Origin of the sequence: Streptomyces bluensis (assembly GCF_014650715.1) — a bacterium.
Taxonomy (GTDB): domain Bacteria; phylum Actinomycetota; class Actinomycetes; order Streptomycetales; family Streptomycetaceae; genus Streptomyces; species Streptomyces bluensis.
Window position 1 is genome coordinate 144,981 of the sequence record NZ_BMVM01000008.1, and the last position, 17,913, is coordinate 162,893.

Here is a 17,913-nt window from a genome sequence, read left to right on the forward strand (position 1 = left end):
CCCCTGCGGCGTTCTCTATGGCCTGATTTGCCTGTCGGTCACGCGATAGCGGTAAGGATCGCGGTTGCCGACAGCCTAAGCCGTACGGGGGCACCGGTCACCGGGCCCCAGTTCCGTGACCAGCCGTCACCCCGCCGTGACGGTGCGGCGACGCCGGGCGTGTCGCACGGCCCCAGCTTCCGCACCCGCCACGGACTTTGGCAGGCTGTCTCCGCTGCCGGGGGACCGAACGGAGGGCATGAGAAGCATGAACGCGACCCAGACGGGCACCTCGGGCGACCCACGCATCGGCTGGAGCAACGCCGACACCGTGCACGCGCCCACCCTCCACCACCGCCGCGACGGCATACTCCCCACCGTGGCCGCCGCCCTCTCCGTCCGCGGCGAAACCCTCACCGGCACCGCCGCCAGAGGCGACCAGCCACCACCCCTCCACCCCCTCGTCCAGGACTTCCTCGACACCCTCGCCACAGCCCAACGCGACCGCTTCACCGGCCGCTGCGCCGAAGCCATCCTCATCTCCCGCCACATCGCCAGCACCGACGCCAACCGCAGCAAACGCGCGGCCCGCAAACCGATGACCAACGGCGAAGCCCGCAAAGCCCTCAAACAGGCCAAACTCACCGCCCGCCGCATCCGCGAGGCCGGCGACCCACTCCACGGCAGCTTCGCCCCGCCCTGCCGCGCCTGCCAGGCCCTCAGCGCCCACTTCGGCGTACGCATCGTCGACCCCACCCAGGAACCCTGACCCAGCAACCCACCCAGGAACCCTGACCCAGCAAAACGGCGTCACCCACGTCACCCCCACCAGCACACGGTGACCGCCCAGCCCACGACCCTCGACGAACGAAGGGCAGATGCAAGCCGACCGCTCCTCCACCACCCGCTTCCCCGTGCCCGTGGACGCCGCCCTGCGCGCCGCGGGCTGGCTGCCCGGCCGCTGGGACATACGGCAGGCCGAGATCTGGGCCGACACCCTCCGCGAGCACACGTCCCCCGCGGGACACCGCCACGCGGTCTTCCCGGCGGCAGTCGAGGTATGGGCGGAGTTCGGCAGCCTCCACATCACCGCACAGGGCCCCGGCCGCGCACTCGCCCCCTCAGCCCTGCACCTCGACCCCATGCACGGGCTCCACATGGCCCGCACCCTCGCCGACCTCGGCCGCGCCCTCGGCACCGAGGTCTGCCCCCTCGGCCTCGAACCCGACACCCACACCCTCGTCGCCATCGACACGGAAGGGCGCGTCTACGCCCTCGACCACACCGGCGACTGGTACCTGGGCCCCACCGCCGACCAGGCCCTCGCCACACTCCTCACGGGGATACCACCGGTACGGCTCACGGCAGGCTGATACGACAGGCCGATACGGCCGGCTCGGCGACCGGCTTGATACGAGGGGCTGAGCGACCAGCCGACACGGCGGGCCGGGCGACCGGCACCACTCACCCCTCCGCCGGAATCACCGCCGACACCCGAAAACCCCCCGCATCCGTCGGCCCCGACACAAACACACCCCCGAGCGCCACCACACGCTCCTTCATCCCCACCAACCCATTCCCCCCGGAAGGCAACCGCGCCGACGACGCATCCCCCGGCTCCGGCGGCGGCTCGTTCTCCACCTGCATCGCGATCTCAGCGACCCGATGCGCCAACCGCACATACGTCTTCGCCCCCGCCGCATGCTTGTGGACGTTCGTCAACGCCTCCTGAACCACCCGATACGCGGTCTGCTCGATCTCCGCCGCATACCCCCGCACATCCCCCTCCACCGACAGATCCACCACCATCCCCGCCGCCGCGGACTGCCCGACCAACTCCTCCAGCTCCGCAAGACACGGCCCCTCCACCGCCTCGTCCTGCCCCCGCGAAACCCGCGACGCCGCCTGAGCCGCAGCCACCCCCACAGCAGCCAACGGCACCGACTCACCCCGGACGCCCTCACCGCCCTTGGACGCCAGCCCATCCCCCGACCGCAGCACCCCCAACATCTCCCGCAACTCCGTCAACGCCTGCCGCCCCATGTCCCCCACCAGCGCCGCGTTCCTCACCGCCTTCTCGGGATCCTTCCGGGCAACCGCCTGCAACGCAGCCGCATGCACCACCATCAACGACACCCGATGCGCCACCACGTCATGCATCTCACGGGCGATCCGCGTCCGCTCCTCACCCCGGGCCCACTCCGCCCGCTCCTCCGCCCGCTCGGCCAGCAACTGCAACTCCCGCTCCAGCGAGTCCGCCCGCTCCCGCAGACTCTCCATCAACCGCCGCCGCGCCCCCACGTACAACCCGAGCAACACCGGCGGCGCGGTCAGCCCGATCGCCATCGTCAACGACACGAACGGCGGAAACCACTCCGATACCACCGCCGCGTCCCCCCGCACATTCCCCTGCACGGTCTGCACGTACGCGACGACGAACACCCCCACGAACGACATCCCCGACAACGCCGCGATGATCCGCCGAGGCGCCTCCGACGCGGCCAGCGTGTAGAGGCCGACCACACCCATCAGATAACCCATCTGCGCCGGCGTGATCGCGATCGACACGAGCACCACCGCGACAGGCCACATCCGCCGCACCAGCAGCACGGACCCGGCCAGCAGCCCGAACACCACCCCCACCGCCACGGGCAGCCCCGCGTCCCGCGCGAACGGATACCCCTGCACCGCACACTCGATCATCGACAACAGCGCCAGCCCGGCATCCAGCGCCGCGCTGCGCCACCGCCCCCACCACACCGGACCGGCCCTGGTCCCGGCCTCACAGCGGTCTTCCCCCGTCGTGGTCATGGCTCCCAGCCTACGGGCGCGACCCAGCGCTTTTCCGGCGAGTTTCCCGTACTGCCCTACACCACGCTCCGCAATCAAACAGAAGCGAAACCGACCGGAATCCCTCGAACTGCTGAATCGCACACCGTTCGACCCCGGAACCCCACATTCCGGCCGGACGGTATGCCCATGGCACACGCACACAGCAAGTACACGGACTTCGAGGGACTACGGGAACAGGCGGTCACCCTGCGCCGGGCAGGCCTCAGCCGCCGCCAGATCCGCGACCGGCTCCACGTCGACAACAACGACATCCTCAACCGCCTCCTGGAGGGCGAGCCCCCACCTGAATGGACGAAGCGCCCGAACGCAAAGGACGACCTGCGGGCGCGGGCAAGGGAGCTCCGGCTCCAGGGCTGGACGTACGACCAGATCCAGGTGGAGCTGGGGTGCTCGAAGAGTTCGATCTCGTTGTGGGTACGGGATTTGCCTAGGCCGGAACGGCGGGATCCGTCGGAGCAGGCGAAGCTCGCGGCACGGAAGCGCTGGGAGCACGAGTTGGCGGTACGGGACGAGAAGCGCGAACAGACGAAGGCGATTGCACAGCAGGAGATCGGCTCCCTGACCGAACGTGAGCTGTTCCTGCTCGGCGTGGGGCTCTACTGGGCTGAGGGCGCAAAGGACAAGGAGTACAGCCGCCGCGAGTTCGTCCTCTTCGTCAACAGCGACCCCGGCATGATCAAAGTCTTCCTTGCGTGGCTCGACCTGCTCCAGGTCGAACGCGAGCGCCTACGCTTCCGCGTAATGATCCACGAGTCTGCCGACGTCGGAGGGGCTGAGCAGTACTGGGCAGCGCTGGTGGGGACAGACACCTCCCGCTTCGGCAAGACCACCCTCAAGAAGCACAACCCGAAGACGGTCCGCAAGAACGTAGGTGATCAGTACCGAGGCTGCCTGGTGATCAGCGTGGTCCAGAGTGCCGACCTCTACCGGCGGATCGAGGGGTGGTGGAACGGAATCGTTCTTGGCAGCCCGCCAAGCTCCGGTAAGGTCTGATGCAGCGATCCGCCGTAGTGTAATTGGCAGCACGGCACCCTTTGGAGGTGTTTCGGTCTAGGTTCGAGTCCTAGCGGCGGAGCTGCTCAGTTCGGGGCCTGACCCACACAGTCAGGCCCCGCTCACATTTCCCCCTCACAACCCCCCGGTATCCTGCGGACGTCGACCCCACACATCCGAAGCCGAAGGGCACACCCGTGAGCGCCAACCGCCCGGCAGCCGTCGTCGTACTCGCAGCGGGTGAGGGCACCCGTATGAAGTCGGCCACACCGAAGGTCCTGCACAGCATCTGTGGCCGTTCCCTCGTCGGTCACGTACTCGCCGCCGCGCGCGAGTTGGAGCCCGAGAACCTCGTCGTCGTCGTGGGGCATGCGCGCGAGAAGGTGGCCGCGCACCTCACCGAGATCGACCCCGGCGTACGGACGGCCGTCCAGGCGGAGCAGAAGGGGACGGGGCACGCCGTACGGATGGGCCTGGAGGCGCTCGGCGGCAGCGTCGACGGGACCGTGGTGGTCGTGTGCGGTGACACGCCGCTTCTCACCGCCGCGACGCTCCAGAGCCTCGCCGCGACCCACACGACCGACGGCAACGCCGTCACCGTGCTCACCGCCGAGGTCCCGGACGCGACCGGGTACGGGCGGATCGTGCGGGACGGGGCCAGCGGCGCGGTCACGGCGATCGTCGAGCACAAGGACGCCACGGAGTCGCAGCGGGCCATCCGGGAGATCAATTCCGGGGTGTTCGCCTTCGACGGGCAGCTCCTCGCGGACGCGCTCGGGAAGGTCCGTACGGACAACAGTCAGGGTGAGGAGTACCTGACCGATGTGCTGGGGATCCTGCGTGAGGCCGGGCATCGGGTGGGAGCCTCTGTGGCCGGCGACCACCGTGAGATCGCGGGTATCAACAACCGTGTGCAGCTGGCCGAGGCCCGCCGCATCCTCAATGACCGGCTTCTCACCGACGCCATGCTCGCGGGGGTCACGGTCGTCGATCCGGCGACGACCTGGGTCGATGTCACCGTGACGTTCGAGCGGGACGTAGTGGTGCATCCGGGGACGCAGTTGCAGGGCTCCACGCATCTCGGGGAGGGCGCGGAGGTGGGGCCCAACTCCCGGCTGTCGGACACCCGGGTGGGGGCCGGTGCTCGCGTGGACAACACCGTGGCCGATCACGCTGACGTCGGGCCGCAGGCCACCGTGGGCCCGTACGCGTATCTGCGTCCGGGCACCCGACTGGGCCTGAAGTCCAAGATCGGGACGTATGTCGAGACGAAGAACGCGTCCATCGGGGAGGGGACGAAGGTTCCGCACCTCTCCTATGTGGGGGACGCGACGATCGGTGAGTACACGAACATCGGTGCGGCGAGTGTGTTTGTGAACTATGACGGTGAGAGCAAGCACCACACCACGGTTGGTTCACATTGCAAGACGGGCTCGGACAACATGTTTGTGGCGCCTGTCACGGTCGGGGACGGCGCGTACACCGCCGCGGGTTCGGTGATCACGAAGGATGTGCCGCCCGGTTCGCTGGCTGTCGCCCGTGGCCAGCAACGGAATATCGAGGGTTGGGTGGCCCGTAAGCGCCCGGGGAGCGCGGCGGCGAAGGCTGCCGAGGCGGCCTCTCGCCAGGGCGAAAGCGAAGGCTGAGCGGAAACGGGGGCGTCTGGGACGGCGTACCGTGATAAGTGCATACCCGCACCCCCCAGCTGAGACGACCTCTCATGCCCAGCTGAGACACCTCTGAGGAGACTGTGCTGTGACCGGGATCAAGACGACCGGCGAGAAGAAGATGATGTTCTTCTCCGGCCGCGCCCACCCCGAGCTTGCCGAGGAGATCGCCCAGGAGCTGGGTGTCGGGGTTGTCCCGACGAAGGCCTTCGACTTCGCCAATGGTGAGATCTATGTCCGTTATCAGGAGTCGGCCCGTGGCGCGGACTGCTTTCTGATCCAGAGCCACACGTCTCCGATCAACCAGTGGATCATGGAGCAGTTGATCATGATCGATGCGTTGAAGCGGGCGTCGGCGCGTTCGATCACTGTGATCGTGCCGTTCTATGGTTACGCGCGGCAGGACAAGAAGCACCGGGGGCGTGAACCGATTTCGGCGCGTCTGATAGCTGATCTGATGAAGACGGCGGGTGCGGACCGGATTCTGGCTGTGGATCTGCACACGGATCAGATTCAGGGTTTCTTCGACGGTCCTGTGGATCACCTGTTCGCGTTGCCGCTGCTGGCGGACTATGTGGGCGGCAAGGTGGACCGGAGCAAGTTGACGGTGGTGTCTCCGGACGCCGGCCGGGTGCGGGTGGCCGACCGGTGGTGTGATCGTCTGGGTGCGCCGCTGGCGATCGTGCACAAGCGTCGTGACAAGGATGTGGCGAACCAGGTCACCGTGCATGAGGTGGTCGGTGATGTGAAGGGCCGTATCTGTGTCCTGGTCGATGACATGATCGACACGGGTGGCACGATCTGTGCGGCGGCGGACGCTCTGTTCGCGCACGGTGCGGCGGATGTCATCGTGACGGCGACGCATGGTGTGCTGTCGGGTCCGGCGGCCGACCGGTTGAAGAACTCGAAGGTGAGTGAGTTCGTGTTCACGAACACGCTGCCGACGCCGGGTGAGCTGGATCTGGACAAGATCAAGGTGTTGTCGATCGCGCCGACGATCGCGAGCGCGGTGCGTGAGGTGTTCGAGGACGGTTCGGTGACGAGCCTGTTCGACGAGCAGTAGGCGAGCGGTAAGCGGGCGGCAGGCGAGCTGTCGCCGAGCTGTGGATGATCCTTTTGGGTACGGCCTTCCTCTCCGAGTAGACTGCTCCAGTTGCTCGGCGAGGGAGGCCGTTCCCGTTTGAGGGTTCGGTGGTCCGTAATCGACGCGCTCTTCGTAGCAGGCCGTTCGTGGCCGGGTGACCACGACCGTTTCCTTTCGTACTACGAGGAGTGATCATGTCCGAGGTGAAGCTCACCGCCGAGACGCGTACCGAGTTCGGCAAGGGTGCCGCCCGTCGTATCCGTCGCGCCAGCAAGGTTCCGGGTGTTCTGTACGGTCACGGGTCGGACCCGCTGCACCTGACGCTGCCGGGCCACGACCTGCTGCTGGCGCTGCGTACGCCGAACGTCCTGATCTCGCTGGACATCGACGGCAAGGGCAATGAGCTGGCGATTCCGAAGTCCGTGCAGCGTGATCCGATCAAGGGTTTCCTGGAGCACGTCGACCTGCTGCTGGTGAAGCGTGGCGAGAAGGTCAACGTCGAGATCCCGATCCACACCGAGGGTGAGCTGGCTCCGGGTGGGAACCTGCTGGAGCACGTGCTGAACGCGCTGCCGGTCGAGGCCGAGGCCACGCACATCCCCGAGTCCGTGACGGTGTCCATCGAGGGCCTGGAGTCGGGTGCCTCCGTCCTCGCCAAGGACGTCAAGCTGCCGTCCGGTGTCTCGCTGGCTGTCGAGGAGGACGCGGTCGTCCTTCAGGTGCTGTCCGCTCAGGCGGAGGAGCCGACGGGTGAGGCCGCGGAGGGCGAAGAGGCCGCGGAGGCCTGATCCCTTCGGACCCTGGATCTGGGTCCTGGATCTGGATCCTGGTTCCTGGTTCCTGTGTCGGCCGCCGGGTCCGCGCCGTGAGGCGTGGGGCCCGGCGGCTGTGTGTGTGGCCGCGTGTGAGCGCGTATGAAGGAGACATGGACGTGACGACCGATGCGGGCGCCCCCTGGCTGATTGTGGGGCTGGGCAATCCTGGGCCCGGGTATGCGATGAACCGGCACAACGTGGGGTTCATGGTGGCCGATCTTCTGGCGGAGCGGATCGGCGGGAAGTTCAAGCGGGCTCAGAAGGCGCAGGCGCAGGTGGTCGAGGGCCGGATCGGTCCTCCGGGTCCGGCGAACCGTCGGGTGGTCCTGGCCAAGCCGATGTCGTACATGAATCTGTCCGGTGGTCCGGTGAACGCCTTGCGTGAGTTCTACAAGGTGCCGGTGGGCAATGTCGTGGCGATCCATGACGAGTTGGACATCGATTACGGCACGCTGCGGTTGAAGTTGGGCGGCGGTGACAACGGCCACAACGGTCTGAAGTCGATGACGAAGGCGATGGGTTCGGACTATCACCGGGTGCGGTTCGGGATCGGGCGTCCTCCGGGCCGTACGCAGGTCGCCGATTTTGTTCTGAAGGATTTCTCGTCCGCTGAGCGCAAGGAGCTGGACTACTTCGTGGACCGTGCTGCCGACTCGGTCGAGTGTCTTGTCACGGAGGGGTTGGAGCGGGCGCAGAGCGCGTACAACTCCTGACGGCGGGGGCAATGTAGGCGTACAACTGCCGACTTGTCACCCACGGGGGTTGACCGATCGCAGGACCATGGCCAAGGATCGCGGCCATGCCTGCGCCCGCCGCCTCCCGTGCGCCCCGTGAGGGCGCTGCCGCCGTGCTGCGGTTCGGGCGTCTGGCGGCGATGGGGACGGTCGCGGCGCTGATCCTGGTCGCGGGGGTGTGGGCCTCGTGGGGCACTGCCCAGCATGTGATGTTCCCCAAGGGCCGTGAGCAGGGCGCGATGACGGTGACGCGGTGTGCGGAGGACGTCTGTACGGGTCCTTTCACGCCGACGTCCGAGGGGGCGAGGGCGCGTGATCGTGTGGCGATCGAGCGGACCGTGGCGGTGGAGCAGGGGACGACGTACGCGGTCGCGGTGAAGCCCGGCAGCGGTGAGGTTGTCCGTACCGGCGCGTCGGGGCTGCTGTACGCCTGGGTGCCTTTCGCCGGTGCTCTGCTGCTCGCGTCGGTGGTCGTGGCGGGTGGGCTGGGTTTGAGTCGGCTGGGGTGGGTGCTGGGCGGCTTCGGTCTGGCTCTGGTCACGGCGGCGTTCGTCGTTCTCTGAGCGCACGCTCAAGCGCAGCGAAAGGCGCGACGAAAGGGGTGCCCCGGAGGCGTACGGCCTCGGGGCACCCCTTTGTCGCGGAGTGCGGTCAGCCGGTGTTGCGCAGGCCGGCTGCCACGCCGTTGACGGTCAGGAGCAGGGCCCGGGAGAGCACGGGGTCCGGGGTCTGGCCCGCGGCGGCCGCGTCGCGCTGGCGCTTGAGGAGGGTGACCTGGAGGTAGGAGATCGGGTCCAGGTAGGCGTCGCGGATGGCGAAGGTCTGCTGGAGGACGGGGTTGGCGTCGAGCAGCTTGTCCTCGCCGGTGATCCGCAGGATCTCGCGGACGGTCAGTTCGTGTTCGGCCTCGATCGTGGCGAAGACGTGCTTGAGTTCTTCGGGTACGAGGGTGTCGACGTAGTGGCGGGCGATGCGGAGGTCCGTCTTGGCGAGCGTCATCTCGACGTTGGAGATGAAGTTGCGGAAGAAGTGCCACTGTTCGTGCATCTCGTCGAGGACGGTGTCCAGGCCGGCCTCGCGCAGGGCCTTCAGGCCGGAGCCGACGCCGAACCAGCCGGGCACGATCTGTCGTGACTGGGTCCAGCCGAACACCCAGGGGATGGCCCGGAGTCCGTCGAGTCCGGCTCCGGAGTCGGGGCGGCGTGAGGGCCGGGAGCCGAGGTGCAGGTCGGCGAGTTGGTCGACGGGGGTGGCGGCGAAGAAGTACGCGGGCAGGTCGGGGTCTTCGACGAGTCGCCGGTAGGCGGCGTGGGCCGCGTCGCTGACGACGTCCATGGCGGCGTCCCAGCGGGCGAGTGCTTCCACGGACTGGCGGGGGGCGGTGTGCAGGGCGGAGGCCTGGAGGGTGGCGGCGACGGTGAGTTCCAGGTTCTCGCGGGCCAGTGAGGGGATCAGGTACTTGTCGGAGATGACCTCGCCCTGTTCGGTCACCTTGATCTCGCCTTCGAGGGTGCCCCAGGGCTGGGCGAGGATCGCGTCGTGGGAGGGGCCGCCGCCGCGTCCCACGGTTCCCCCGCGGCCGTGGAACAGGCGCAGCCGTACGCCGTAGCGGTGGGCGACGTCGCGCAGGCGGCGCTGGGCGCGGTGGATCTCCCACTGGCTGGTGGTGATGCCGCCGAACTTGGAGGAGTCGGAGTAGCCGAGCATGACCTCCTGGACGTCGCCGCGCAGGGCCACGAGTCGGCGGTAGGAGGGGTCGGCGAGCATGTCCTCCAGGATGGTGTCGGCGGCCTTGAGTTCGTCGGTGGTCTCCAGGAGCGGCACGATCCCGATCTTTGCCCAGCCGGCGTGGAGGTCGATGAGTCCGGCTTCGCGGGCGAGTACGGCCGCGGCGAACACGTCGTCGGCGCCCTGGCACATGGAGATGATGTAGGACTCGATGACCTCGGGTCCGAAGACGGCGAGGGCTCGCTTGACGGTCTCGAAGACGCCGAGGGTCTTGGCGCCTGCCTCGTCCAGGGGGGCGGGGGTGGGGGCGAGGGGGCGGCGGGACCTGAGTTCCTTGGCGAGGAGCTTGTGGCGGTACTCGCGCGGCATGTCCTCGTAGCGCCAGGATTCCTCGCCGAGGCGGTCGAAGAGCTGGCCGAGGGCGTGGTGGTGGGCGTCGGCGTGTTCGCGTACGTCCATGGTGGCGAGTTGGAGGCCGAAGGCGGCGAGGGTGCGGATGGTGCGGTTCATGCGGCCGTCGGCGAAGAGGCCGCCGCGGTGTTCGCGCAGGGATGTCTGGATGAGGGTGAGGTCCTTGAGGAGCTCGCTGGTGCCGAGGTAGTCGCGGCCGGGTTCGTGGGGGGTGCCCTTGGCGAGGCGTTGCTTGGTGTTCTCCAGCTTCTGCCGGATGCAGGTGGCCTTGAGGCGGTAGGGCTCTTCGGCGTTGAGGCGCTTGTAGCGGGGGCTGATCTCGGGGAGGGCGTCGAGGTCGGCCTGGAGCGAGGACAGCAGTTCCTCTGTGGCTCCGGTGTAGCGGATGGAGTTCGACAGGAAGCCGCGGAGTTCGTCGATGAGGTCGAGGGCGTCGTTGATGCCGTGTTCGTGCTGGAGGATCAGGACGTCCCAGGTGACCTGTGGGGTGACGTTGGGGTTGCCGTCGCGGTCGCCGCCGATCCAGGTGCCGAAGGTCAGCGGCCGGGTGTCGTCCGGGAGGGTGAAGCCGACGCGGTCGAGTTCGGCGGTGAGGTCCTCCAGGACGTCGCCGACGGCGTTCGCGTGGAGTTCGTCGAGGTAGTAGATGGCGTTGCGGGCTTCGTCGGCGGGCTCGGGGCGGACGACGCGGAGTTCGTCGGTCTGCCAGACGAGGTCGATGTTCTCGGCCAGGCGGATGTCGTAGCGGCGTCGGTCGGATTCGATGACCGGGGTGTCCAGGAGTGCGGCGATCCTGCGCAGCTTGTTGAGTACGGACCGTCGGGCGGCTTCGGTGGGGTGGGCGGTGAAGACGGGCCGTACGTTGAGGTTTCTGATCGTGTCGCGCAGGTGTTCGGGGTCGGCGTCCTTGAGGCGGTCGGCGGTGCGGGCGAGGAGGCCGCCCTCGGCGGAGCGCTTGGCGCGCAGTTCGCGGCCTCGGTGGACCTGTTCGGTGACGTTGGCCAGGTGGAAGTAGGTGGAGAAGGCGCGGACCAGCTTGGCGGCGGTCTGAAGTTCGGTGCCGCGCAGAAGTTCGGCGGCGGCCTCGCCGTCCTCGCGGGTGAGGCGGCGGACTCGTTCGACCAGTTCGAGGAGTTCGGGGCCTTCCTGGCGGACGAGGGCTTCGCCCAGCAGGTCGCCGAGGCGCCGGATGTCGGCGCGCAGTTCACTGCTGACCGTGGTGGTCTGGTCGTCGGCACTGCTCACAGGTGCGGCTCCTTGCAGTGTTGAAGCTCGTCTGGGAGGGAACCCGGACGTTCGCCGGGCGGCTGGACCGTGGACGGGTCGTGGCCGCTTCTAGGACCGGTCGTCCGGGCAGAAATCAGAGCGGACGGCGCTGTCCGACCGTTTCCAAGGATAGGTGTCGGTGCGGACGCGCAGGCCGTCGGGCTCTTGCCGCCGGGCGCGGCGCTGCCATACTTACGATGCCGTAGGTTACGGAACCGTAGGGAATGCCTCCGCGTCCCCTGCGGGCTGTTGCCGCAGGCACCTGACTCAGTCCTCAGGCATCTGACTCCACTCTCGAACCCCACAGGGGACGCCCCATGACCACAAGCTCCGATGTGATCGAAGACGCCCCGCAGGCGAACGATTCCCAAGGAACCACGGCGACCGGCACCGCGCTGCCCTCGGCGACGCTGGGCGGCGAGCAGAAGCGTTCGGTCGAGCAGATCACCCTTCTCCTCTTCATCATCGTCCCGTTTCTCGCGCTGGTGGCGGCGGTGCCGCTGGCCTGGGGGTGGGGGGTGAGCTGGCTGGATCTCGGTCTGCTGGTGTTCTTCTACTTCCTGGGCTGTCACGGCATCACGATCGGTTTCCACCGCTACTTCACGCATGGTTCGTTCAAGGCCAGGCGTCCGTTGAGGATCGCGTTGGCGATCGCGGGCTCGATGGCGGTCGAGGGGCCGCTGGTGCGCTGGGTGGCGGACCATCGCAAGCATCACAGGTTCTCGGACGCCGAGGGCGATCCGCACTCGCCGTGGCGGTTCGGGGAGACGGTGCCGGCTCTGATGAAGGGGCTGTGGTGGGCGCATATCGGCTGGATGTTCGATGAGGAGCAGACGCCGCAGGACAAGTACGCGCCGGATCTGATCAAGGACAGGGCGATCCGGACGATCAGCCGCCAGTTCATTCTGTGGACGGCGGTGTCCCTGGCGCTGCCCGCGCTGATCGGCGGTCTGGTGACCATGTCCTGGTGGGGGGCGTTCACGGGCTTCTTCTGGGGGTCGCTCGTCCGGGTGGCCCTTCTCCACCATGTGACGTGGTCGATCAACTCGATCTGCCACGCGGTGGGCAAGCGTCCCTTCAGGTCGCGCGACCGTTCGGGCAATGTGTGGTGGCTGGCGGTCCTGTCGTGCGGCGAGTCGTGGCACAACCTGCACCACGCGGACCCGACGTCGGCGCGGCACGGTGTGGAGCGGGGTCAGCTTGATTCCTCGGCGCGGATCATCCGCTGGTTCGAGCGGTTCGGGTGGGCGTACGACGTGCGCTGGCCGTCACGCTCGCGTATCGATTCCCGCCGGAACACCGGGCGGGACGGCTCCCGGCGCAAGCGGGAGACCGCCAAGGCGGCATGATTGACGGGTGGCGACCGACTCCAGTACCTCCAGCAGCGACAAGCAGCGGCGCCCTCGCCGAACCCGGATGACGGGTGCCGAGAGACGTCAGCAGCTTCTTGAGATCGGTCGCACCCTGTTCGCCGCGAAGGGCTTCGAGGCCACGTCGGTGGAGGAGATCGCGGCGAAGGCCGGGGTCTCGAAGCCGGTGGTGTACGAGCACTTCGGTGGCAAGGAGGGCCTGTACGCGGTCGTGGTGGACCGTGAGATGCGTCGTCTGCTGGACATGGTGACCAGCTCGCTGACGGCCGGCCATCCTCGGGAGCTGTGCGAGCAGGCGGCTTTCGCGCTGCTGGACTACATCGAGGAGTACACGGACGGCTTCCGCATCCTGGTCCGTGACTCTCCGATCCCTCAGTCCACGGGCTCCTTCGCTTCGCTCATCTCGGACATCGCGACCCAGGTGGAGGACATTCTGGGCCGCGAGTTCAAGAGCCGCGGCTTCGATCCGAAGCTGGCCCCTCTGTACGCCCAGGCCCTGGTCGGCATGGTCGCGCTGACGGGCCAGTGGTGGCTGGACGTCCGCCGTCCGAAGAAGGCCGAGGTGGCGGCGCATCTGGTGAATCTGGCGTGGCACGGGTTGGACGGGCTGGAGGCGAAGCCGCATCTGATAGGCCGCCGGAAAAGCTGAGTCACCCGAACGGGTTGATACGCCTGAATCAACAGACCACAAGATGAACCTTGTGGAACCATCATCAACTCGACGGCCTATGGTCCGGACATCCGCCGCCTACGCGTCGGCGGGTACCGGGTGCTGTATGTCATCGACGACGAAGTCATCCGCATCCTCATCACCCACCCCGGCCGCACCCCGTAGGTCGCCCGGTGCCGCCCGCCCTCAGCCGAGGGCCGTGATCACCGCTTCGGTTTCCTGGCCACGACGAACACGCGGCGGAACGGGTAGACCGTGCCGTGACCGGTCGCCGGGTACGCCTCGCGCAGAGCTGCGCGGTACTCGGTGAGGAAGGGTTCGGCGTCGTCGCCCAGTGCGGTGAGGACCGGCCGTAGTCCGGTGCCCTTCACCCAGTCCAGGACGGGGTCCTCGCCGTGGAGCAGGTGGAGGTACGTCGTCTCCCAGGCGTCGGCCTCGCAGCCGAGGTCGGCGAGCCGGTGCAGGTAGGCGGCGGGGGTCAGTACCGCGTCGTCGTGGCGGAGCGTGTCGCCGAGCCGGTCCTTCCAGCGGGCGGAGTGGGCGAGCTCGCGCATGAGCCGGTGGCTGGGCGCGTCGAAGTTGCCCGGCACCTGGAAGGCGAGGACGCCTCCGGGGGTGAGGCCCGCCACCCAGTCGGGGAAGCGTGTGACGTGGCCGGGTACCCATTGGAGGGTGGCGTTGCTGAAGATCAGGTCGTACGGCTCCGTGGGCGCCCATGTCGTGGCGTCCGCGGGCCGGAAGTCGAGGTGGCCGCCGCCCTGGGTGGGGCCGGCCAGGGGTGCGGCCTCGGCGAGCATCTCCGGGGAGTTGTCGAGGCCCGTGATGTGCGCTCCGGGCCAGCGGTCGGCGAGCAGGCGGGTGACGTTGCCGGGGCCGCAGCCGAGGTCGGCGATGCGGGGGCGTCCGGCGGGGAGCTCGGGCACGTGGGCCAGCAGGTCGATGAAGGCGCGGGCACGGTGGCCGGAGTGGCGCAGGTACTGGTGGGGGTCCCAGACGGGGGCGGCGGGGGACATGGGCGTATCTCCTCGTGGCTCCTTGTGACTCAAGTCGCCCTCTCACCGTGACACTCCATGTATCTCGAAGTCAAGATACTTAATAACAATATGCTCGACGTCAAGAGACTTCACATCGACACAACCACTACACTGATCGCCATGGAGGACGAGGTCGATCGGCTGGTCGCAGCGTGGCGCCGGGAGCGCCCGGACCTCGACGTGGAGCCGCTGGAAGTGCTCAGCCGGGTGAGCAGACTGGCCCGGCACCTGGACCGGGCGCGCCGTCTGGCGTTCTCCGAGCACCAGTTGGAGCCGTGGGAGTTCGACGTCCTGACCGCGCTCAGGCGCGCGGGAACGCCGTACCAGCTCTCCCCCGGCCAGTTGCTCACGCAGACCCTCGTCACCTCGGGCACGATGACGAACCGTATCGACCGGTTGGCGAAGAAGGGCCTGGTGGAGCGGCTGCCCGACCCCAGCGACCGCCGGGGTGTCCTGGTCCGGCTGACGGACGAGGGCCGGGACAGGGCGGATCAGGCCCTGGCGGGCCTCCTCGACCAGGAGCGCGCGATCCTGGCGGAGCTGTCGCGCGCCCAGCGAGGTGAACTGGCCGGGCTGCTACGCCAGTTGACCGCCCCGTTCGACAACATTCCCGGTTAGGTCGACCGGCCCGACCCCGGCGCGTCGGGCGAGTGCGACGGCGGCGAGGGTCGAGTGCACCCCGAGTTTCCCGAGGACGTTCTGCATGTGTGTGCGGACGGTGTGCGGGGACAGGAAGAGGCGCTCGGCGACGGCCTTGCGCCCCAGCCCCGCCACCATGCACTGCAGGACTTCCCGCTCGCGTGGTGTGAGGGACTCGACGAGCCGCTCGCTCTCGGTGCGGTGCTTGCGGGCCGCGGTGAGCTCCCGCAGCACGCCGGTGAGCAGAGCGGGCGGCAGATGCGTCTCGTCGCGCAGCACACCCCGTATGACGGTGAGCAGCCGGGACAGCGAGCAGTCCTTGGCGACCCAGCCGGACGCCCCGGCCTGCAGGGCGAGTGCGGCGCGGCGCGGGTCGTCCTTCTCGGCGAGGACGACGGTCCGTACGCCCGGCTGCCCGGAGCGGACACCGGCGACGAGTGAGATGCCGTCGACGAGCCCGTCCTCCTTGCCTTCCCGTACGGGTACGGCGGCCGGTCGTGCCCCGGGGGCGTTGCCCCCCAGGTCCGCGTCGACCAGCAGCACGTCGAATCTGCGGCCTTCCGCCGCCGCGCGTTCCAGGCAGCGCAGCGCGGCGGGGCCACTGCCGGCCGCGGACACCTCGACGTCGGGCTCGGCGGCAAGGGCCGCGGCGAGCGACTCGGCGAAGATGCGGTGGTCGTCGACGACCAGGACTCGGATGCGAACCACTGATACCCCCACTGGTCGGGGGACGACCGGCGCAGGTACGGCGCCCGAAGTGCTCCCGGTCATCCACCTGGGATTCGGGGCTGCCGCAACGGCACGGCCGCCGCCGTGCTGCAACTGCTACCCCCACTTCGGGCGTCGTACCCGACTGTCTCGCCCCCTGATCAGCACCGGCCCCCACCGGTGCTGTCCATCAGAGTAAGGCCGAGGGCAGGGAGCGGAAGGAAAATCACAGAACTGATTGACCGGCGCGCTTATGGTGAGCCGTATGTTTCGTGTTGAGACGGAAGTCGACAAAGAGCGTAGCCAATTGCTGCGTTCCCGACTACGGGAGGCGAACACTTCGGCTTCCCCGGTGCTCCGTTCCCTGCGCGGAACACCCGGTGAGCGTGAGGTTCCGCTGCATGTGTGGGCGCTGGACGCCTCCGGCGACCTGGTGGGCGGGCTCGTCGGGCACACCTGGACGACCTGGCTGCACGTCAGCTACCTGTGGGTCGACGAACGCTGCCGGGGCGCGGGGCTGGGTTCCCGCCTCCTGGCCGAGGCGGAGCGCACGGCCGTGGCCGACCGGGGATGCCGGAACTCCCGTGTGGAGACATGGGACTTCCAGGCACCGGACTTCTACAAGAAGCAGGGGTACGACGTGGTGTGCGTGATCCCCGACTATCCGCCGGGCATCACGGAGTACACGCTGACGAAGCGGCTGGGGTGATGTGCCCAGGGGGGTGAGAGGCGGGCGGAGCGGTTTCATCCACTCCCCTCCGCCCCGGACCCTCCGTTCACACCAGGCGACGCGCCCCCGCCGCGGGCACCGCCGCGAACACCCGGGGCGCCGTGAAGCCGGCGGCCGCGAAGGCCTCCTCCACCGCCTTGGTGACCGTCTCCTCGTCCGCGGCCTCGATCAGCACGATGGCCGAGCCGCCGAAGCCGCCACCCGTCATACGGGCACCCACCGCACCCGCGCCCAGCGCCGTGTCGACCACCAGGTCCAGCTCCGGGCAGGAGATGCGGAAGTCGTCCCGCAGGGACGCGTGGCCCTCGACCAGCACGGGGCCGATGGCACGGGTGTCGCCCGCCTGGAGCAGGGACACAACCCGCTCCACCCGTTCGTTCTCCGTCACTATGTGGCGGACCAGACGGCGGACCTCCTCCTCGTCGCCGAGGCGGGCCAGCGCCGCGTCCAGCCCGTCGTACGGCACGTCCCTGAGCGCGTCCACGCCCAGGAGCGCCGCGCCCTTCTCGCAGCCCGCGCGGCGCTTGCCGTACTCGCCGTCGCTGTGGGCGTGCTTGACCTGGGTGTCGACGACCAGCAGGCGCATGCCCTCCGCCGCCAGGTCGAAGGGGATCTGGCGCTGGGAGAGGTCCCGGGTGTCCAGGAACAGGGCGTGGCCCGCCTCGCAGCACGCCGACGCGGTCTGGTCCATGATCCCGGTGGGCGCGCCGACGTAGACGTTCTCGGCGCGCTGGCACAGGCGGGCCAGCTGCCAGCCCCGCAGGCCCAGCTCGTACAGGTCGTTCAGCGCGAGGGCGACCACGACCTCCAGTGCCGCCGACGACGACAGGCCCGCGCCGGTCGGGACCGTGGAGGCCAGGTGGACGTCCGCGCCCGTGATCGCGGTGTGGCCGGCCTCGCGCAGGGCCCAGACCACGCCGGCCGGGTAGGCCGTCCAGTTCCGGTCGGACTCCGGGGCCAGGGAGTCGAGGGTCAGTTCCACGGCGCCGCCCTCGATGTCCGCCGAGTGCAGACGCAGGATGCCGTCCGTGCGGCGTGAGACGGCCGCGATCGTGGTGTGCGGCAGCGCGAAGGGCATCACGAAGCCGTCGTTGTAGTCGGTGTGCTCGCCGATCAGATTGACCCGGCCCGGCGCCGCCCACACTCCCTCCGGCTCGACCCCGTACTGCTCCTTGAACTGCTCGGCGATGACGACAGCCTCGCTCATTCCCTGACCCCTGACCTTCCGGTGA

17 protein-coding genes and 1 tRNA gene are annotated in these 17,913 nt (G+C 68.7%); 13 read left to right on the forward strand and 5 right to left on the reverse strand.

Going from position 1 to position 17,913, the window contains the following annotated elements; translation table 11 throughout:
* The first annotated feature begins 247 nt into the window (after positions 1–247).
* Positions 248–748: a YwqJ-related putative deaminase gene (locus IE262_RS20975; protein WP_373305090.1), complete on the forward strand. Its 501-nt coding sequence runs from the start codon at positions 248–250 to the stop codon at positions 746–748.
* A gap of 109 nt (positions 749–857) precedes the next feature.
* A complete protein-coding gene (locus IE262_RS20980) occupies positions 858–1,352 on the forward strand; it encodes an SUKH-3 domain-containing protein (RefSeq protein ID WP_134038875.1) in 495 nt (164 codons plus the stop codon).
* Between the two features lie 91 nt (positions 1,353–1,443).
* On the opposite strand, the gene IE262_RS20985 is transcribed toward IE262_RS20980, so the two are convergent.
* On the reverse strand, positions 1,444–2,790 hold the full coding sequence (locus IE262_RS20985; protein ID WP_189875573.1) for a sensor histidine kinase: 1,347 nt from the start codon (positions 2,788–2,790) through the stop codon (positions 1,444–1,446).
* A gap of 168 nt (positions 2,791–2,958) precedes the next feature.
* Between IE262_RS20985 and IE262_RS20990 the strand changes: the two genes are divergently transcribed.
* The 7 genes from IE262_RS20990 to IE262_RS21020 all read left to right on the forward strand — a co-directional run bounded on the left by IE262_RS20990 (position 2,959) and on the right by IE262_RS21020 (position 8,688).
* Complete coding sequence (locus IE262_RS20990) at positions 2,959–3,825, forward strand: helix-turn-helix domain-containing protein (RefSeq protein WP_134038873.1); 867 nt, start codon at positions 2,959–2,961, stop codon at positions 3,823–3,825.
* 8 nt (positions 3,826–3,833) lie between these two features.
* Positions 3,834–3,907, forward strand: a tRNA-Gln gene (locus IE262_RS20995).
* A gap of 115 nt (positions 3,908–4,022) precedes the next feature.
* On the forward strand, positions 4,023–5,471 hold the full coding sequence (gene glmU, locus IE262_RS21000) for a bifunctional UDP-N-acetylglucosamine diphosphorylase/glucosamine-1-phosphate N-acetyltransferase GlmU (protein ID WP_189875575.1): 1,449 nt from the start codon (positions 4,023–4,025) through the stop codon (positions 5,469–5,471).
* Between the two features lie 109 nt (positions 5,472–5,580).
* Positions 5,581–6,555, forward strand: coding sequence for a ribose-phosphate diphosphokinase (locus tag IE262_RS21005; RefSeq protein ID WP_134038871.1), 975 nt, complete (start codon positions 5,581–5,583; stop codon positions 6,553–6,555).
* Positions 6,556–6,770: 215 nt separating this feature from the next.
* Positions 6,771–7,364 (forward strand): 50S ribosomal protein L25/general stress protein Ctc, encoded by a 594-nt coding sequence (locus IE262_RS21010; RefSeq protein WP_134038870.1) that lies wholly within the window; start codon positions 6,771–6,773, stop codon positions 7,362–7,364.
* A 137-nt stretch (positions 7,365–7,501) separates the two neighbouring features.
* Entirely contained in the window at positions 7,502–8,104 is a 603-nt protein-coding gene (gene pth, locus IE262_RS21015; protein ID WP_189875577.1) for an aminoacyl-tRNA hydrolase, read from the forward strand.
* An 86-nt stretch (positions 8,105–8,190) separates the two neighbouring features.
* On the forward strand, positions 8,191–8,688 hold the full coding sequence (locus IE262_RS21020; protein WP_134038868.1) for a hypothetical protein: 498 nt from the start codon (positions 8,191–8,193) through the stop codon (positions 8,686–8,688).
* 88 nt (positions 8,689–8,776) lie between these two features.
* Here the strand turns inward: IE262_RS21020 and ppc are convergent, their stop codons facing one another.
* Positions 8,777–11,509, reverse strand: a complete 2,733-nt coding sequence (gene ppc / locus IE262_RS21025; RefSeq protein ID WP_134038867.1) for a phosphoenolpyruvate carboxylase — start codon at positions 11,507–11,509, stop codon at positions 8,777–8,779.
* A 338-nt stretch (positions 11,510–11,847) separates the two neighbouring features.
* On the opposite strand from ppc, the gene IE262_RS21030 reads away from it, so the two are divergent.
* Together IE262_RS21030 and IE262_RS21035 are read left to right on the forward strand one after the other, a co-directional pair.
* A complete protein-coding gene (locus tag IE262_RS21030; protein ID WP_189875579.1) occupies positions 11,848–12,879 on the forward strand; it encodes an acyl-CoA desaturase in 1,032 nt (343 codons plus the stop codon).
* 7 nt (positions 12,880–12,886) lie between these two features.
* Positions 12,887–13,549: a TetR/AcrR family transcriptional regulator gene (locus IE262_RS21035; protein ID WP_134038865.1), complete on the forward strand. Its 663-nt coding sequence runs from the start codon at positions 12,887–12,889 to the stop codon at positions 13,547–13,549.
* A 224-nt stretch (positions 13,550–13,773) separates the two neighbouring features.
* Here IE262_RS21035 and IE262_RS21045 read toward each other — a convergent pair whose 3' ends face one another.
* Positions 13,774–14,583 (reverse strand): trans-aconitate 2-methyltransferase, encoded by an 810-nt coding sequence (locus IE262_RS21045; protein WP_189875582.1) that lies wholly within the window; start codon positions 14,581–14,583, stop codon positions 13,774–13,776.
* 141 nt (positions 14,584–14,724) lie between these two features.
* Here IE262_RS21045 and tamR point away from each other — a divergent pair, with 141 nt between their 5' ends.
* Complete coding sequence (tamR, locus tag IE262_RS21050; RefSeq protein WP_030844890.1) at positions 14,725–15,222, forward strand: MarR family transcriptional regulator TamR; 498 nt, start codon at positions 14,725–14,727, stop codon at positions 15,220–15,222.
* Here the strand turns inward: tamR and IE262_RS21055 are convergent.
* On the reverse strand, positions 15,181–15,951 hold the full coding sequence (locus IE262_RS21055) for a LuxR C-terminal-related transcriptional regulator (protein ID WP_189875584.1): 771 nt from the start codon (positions 15,949–15,951) through the stop codon (positions 15,181–15,183). The genes tamR and IE262_RS21055 overlap by 42 nt on opposite strands.
* A 253-nt stretch (positions 15,952–16,204) precedes the next feature.
* Between IE262_RS21055 and IE262_RS21060 the strand changes: the two genes are divergently transcribed.
* Positions 16,205–16,660, forward strand: a complete 456-nt coding sequence (locus IE262_RS21060; RefSeq protein ID WP_189875849.1) for a GNAT family N-acetyltransferase — start codon at positions 16,205–16,207, stop codon at positions 16,658–16,660.
* A 67-nt stretch (positions 16,661–16,727) separates the two neighbouring features.
* Here IE262_RS21060 and galK read toward each other — a convergent pair whose 3' ends face one another.
* Positions 16,728–17,888, reverse strand: a complete 1,161-nt coding sequence (galK, locus tag IE262_RS21065; protein ID WP_189875586.1) for a galactokinase — start codon at positions 17,886–17,888, stop codon at positions 16,728–16,730.
* Between the last annotated feature and the right edge of the window lie 25 nt (positions 17,889–17,913).